The organism is Trebonia sp., assembly GCF_049794275.1.
Lineage (GTDB): Bacteria > Actinomycetota > Actinomycetes > Streptosporangiales > Streptosporangiaceae > Trebonia.
This window is the reverse complement of record NZ_JBARCR010000758.1, coordinates 1-2,865: the sequence shown is the minus strand read 5'-3', so window position 1 is coordinate 2,865 and position 2,865 is coordinate 1. Positions and strand designations below refer to the sequence as shown.

The window sequence follows — 2,865 nt, the reverse complement described above, 5'->3', positions numbered from 1 at the left end:
GCCACTCGCACGCGACGCGATCGGAGCAGAATACGTCCGTGCGCGGATACGTGGGGGTGACGGACGGCGACTGGTATCGCTTCCTGGCGGACCGTCCTGACGTCTCCGCGGCCGAGGTTAACTTCTGGCGCCCGGGAGGTGGCCGCGGATTCCACGCGCTGGCGGAGGGTGAGCCATTTTTCTTCAAGACGCACGCACCGCACAACCGGGTCGTGGGCGGCGGCTTCTACAGTGGCTTCGCCGCACTGCGCATGTCCGAGGCATGGCAGATGTTCGGGCTCGCGAATGGGGTCGCCAGCCTCAATGAGATGCGAACGCGCATCGCCCGCTACCGGCGAGAGCCCATAGCACCGAGCGAAGATCCGGAAATCGGCTGCGTCTTCGTCCGGGACGTGACCTTCTTCCCTGACGGCATGGCGTACGATCCCCCGCCGGGGTTCGCCCTGAATATCGTGCAGGGTAAGAGCTACGACATGGCCGACGTCCGGGTCTCACGGTATTTCGGCGATCTCCTGCAACTTGTCCTCGGCAAGGCGATCGAGATCGACTTCAGCCAGCCCTGGCATAAGGCGGGACCGGTGTTCGGCGATCCGCGGCTCGCGCCGTACCGACTCGGGCAGCAGTCCTTCCAGGCTGTGGTGCTTGAGGCGTATCACGGGCACTGTGCGATTACCCAGACCAAGATCCGTCCCGTGCTGCAGGCGGCGCACATCCGGCCAGTCACGGAGGGTGGTGAGCACCGCATCGACAACGGACTGCTGCTGCGCAGCGACGTCCACACGATGTTCGACCGCGGCTACCTCGCGATCGATGACAATTACCGCCTGCTGGTCAGCCCGCGCCTACGCGGCGAATTCGGCAACGGCGAGCGGTTCTACGCCAAAGCCGGCGAGGTCATCGAGCTACCAGACCGAAAGATCGATCGGCCCCAACGCGAATTCCTGCAATGGCACATCGACACGGTTTTCAAAGCGTCATGACCGCCTTGGTGCGTGTGCCGTCGTAGATAAAGGAGGCGGGTCTGGATTGGCGGTGTGGCCCACAGGCGCGAACCTATTGGCGCTGTGGGCCACACCGCCAGTCGTCAGCGCGGGGACACCAGCATCGCGTTCGTGGCGCGCTCCTCGCTGGCCTCAGGTCAGGGCAGCCTCGTCGTATCCGGCCTGAGCGGACACCGCGTCGAAGAGCCGGTGGGCCTCTGTCCATTCCTGGGTCTGGGTGAAGACTTCCCTGGTGTAGGGCAGGAAGACGATGCGCTCGCCGGTCCCGAACGCCCGCACGTCGACCTGCTCCCGGTATTTCTCCGGGACGGTCCGCAGGTGGTAGTGCTTGTAGAGTTCCGGGTGAAGATCGATCTCCATCTGCGCCCGCTTCAGGGCCGCCAGGTACTTCTCCACGTCGGCCTTGGTCGCCTCGCGGCCGGTCACTAGGAACCCGATCATGAACGTCGAGTCCACGACCGTGCGGAAGCCGAAGGCCTGGGCGATGTAGAGCGGCACTCCCCACGTCACGGCCGCCGGGACCTGCCGCTCGAGCAGGGCGTCCAGGCGCTCGTTAGGCGGCCCCTGGAAGGTGAGCGTCAGCTCGTCGGGGGTGAGCACGGGCTCGAGGGCCTGCAGCGCGGCGAAGTGGCTCCCGGAGTGGTAGCCCACTCCGATCGGCACCCCGGCCAGGTCCTCGGGGCGGCGGACCGGCGACTCGGGCGGCACCACGATGGCGCAGGGCGCCACCGAGTAGGCCGTGGTCACCAGCTGGCCGCTCCCCTCGCGCGCGGCGGCGTTCGTGGCCCAGTGGCAGGCGCAGCTCACATCGGCACCGCTGCGCCCGGCGCCGAACGTCTCGAACGCGCCGGTCTTGATCTCCCCGGCCTCGTCGCGCCGTACGGAGATCAATCCGTAGTCACCGGTGATTATGAAGCTGTAGTCCAGCCCCTCGGCCGTGAAGAAGCCCTTCTCCTCTGCGACCCATTCCTGCAACCGACCGTGCGGCATGATCTTCAGTGCCATCCGGGGCCTCCCTAAGCGCCTGATGAGGCCAAATTATCTCGTAATCCGAGGCAATGGTCAAAGGTGACGGCTCATGGTCAGCGGGTGACGGTGCCGCCGAGGAATGATTCGACGAAGGCCGGGGTGCCGGCCAGTTCGGCCGGGGTGCCTTCCATGCGGACCTCGCCGCCGGCGAGGACGTACGTGTGGTCGGAGATGGCCAGCACCGCGCGGGCGCGCTGCTCGACGATCAGGACTGCGGCGCCGCCCTGGGCGAGGCTGCGGACGTGGTCCTCGAGCAGGGAGCGGGCGATGGCCGGCGCGAGGTTGGCGGTCGGCTCGTCCAGCAGGAACACCGACGGCTCGAGCATCAGCACGCGGCCCATGGCCAGCATCTTCCGCTCGCCGCCGCTGAGCTTGCCGGCCGGCCTGGCCAGCATCGTGGCCAGCCGCGGGAAGACCGTGACCACGTGGTCGATCCTGGGCTTGACCTCCTTCGGGCGCAGCAGGTAGCCGCCCATCTCGAGGTTCTCCCGCACGGTGAGCGGGGCGAACACGTCGTCGACCTGCGGCACGTAGCCGACGCCTGCCCGCGCGACCTCCTCCGGCGGCCGGTTCGTCACGTCCCGGTCCCCGACCGTGACCGCGCCGGCGCTGACCCGCACAACGCCGACCAGGCTCTTGAGCAGGGTGCTCTTGCCCGAACCGTTGGCGCCGACGAGGGACACGATCTGACCGGGCTCGACGCGCACGGTGATGCCGCGGATCACCGGGTCGCCGCCGTAGCCGGCGGTCACTCCGGTCGCGGTGAGGCCAGCGCCGCGAGACACGTCGTCAGCCGACCCCGTGTGGTGCTCAGCCGACAAGGTATGCCTCCACG

General features: G+C 67.7%; 3 protein-coding genes. 1 reads left to right on the top strand and 2 read right to left on the bottom strand.

The genetic code is table 11. The annotated features are described in order from the left end of the window. Window positions 1-980, top strand: a 980-nt coding sequence (locus WA805_RS19785; RefSeq protein WP_425243073.1) for an HNH endonuclease, incomplete at its 5' end; no start/stop codon positions are given. Between the two features lie 153 nt (window positions 981-1,133). Here the strand turns inward: WA805_RS19785 and WA805_RS19780 are convergent. Further along, on the bottom strand, window positions 1,134-2,006 hold the full coding sequence (locus WA805_RS19780) for an ABC transporter substrate-binding protein (protein WP_422323106.1): 873 nt from the start codon (window positions 2,004-2,006) through the stop codon (window positions 1,134-1,136). A 77-nt stretch (window positions 2,007-2,083) separates the two neighbouring features. Further along, the coding region (locus tag WA805_RS19775) for an ABC transporter ATP-binding protein (protein ID WP_425243072.1) at window positions 2,084-2,865 on the bottom strand (782 nt) is incomplete at its 5' end.

Coding starts and splice junctions, on each gene's coding strand:
- WA805_RS19780 (WP_422323106.1), bottom strand. CDS start 2,006: ATGGCACTGAAGATCATGCCGCACGGTCGGTTGCAGGAATGGGTCGCA.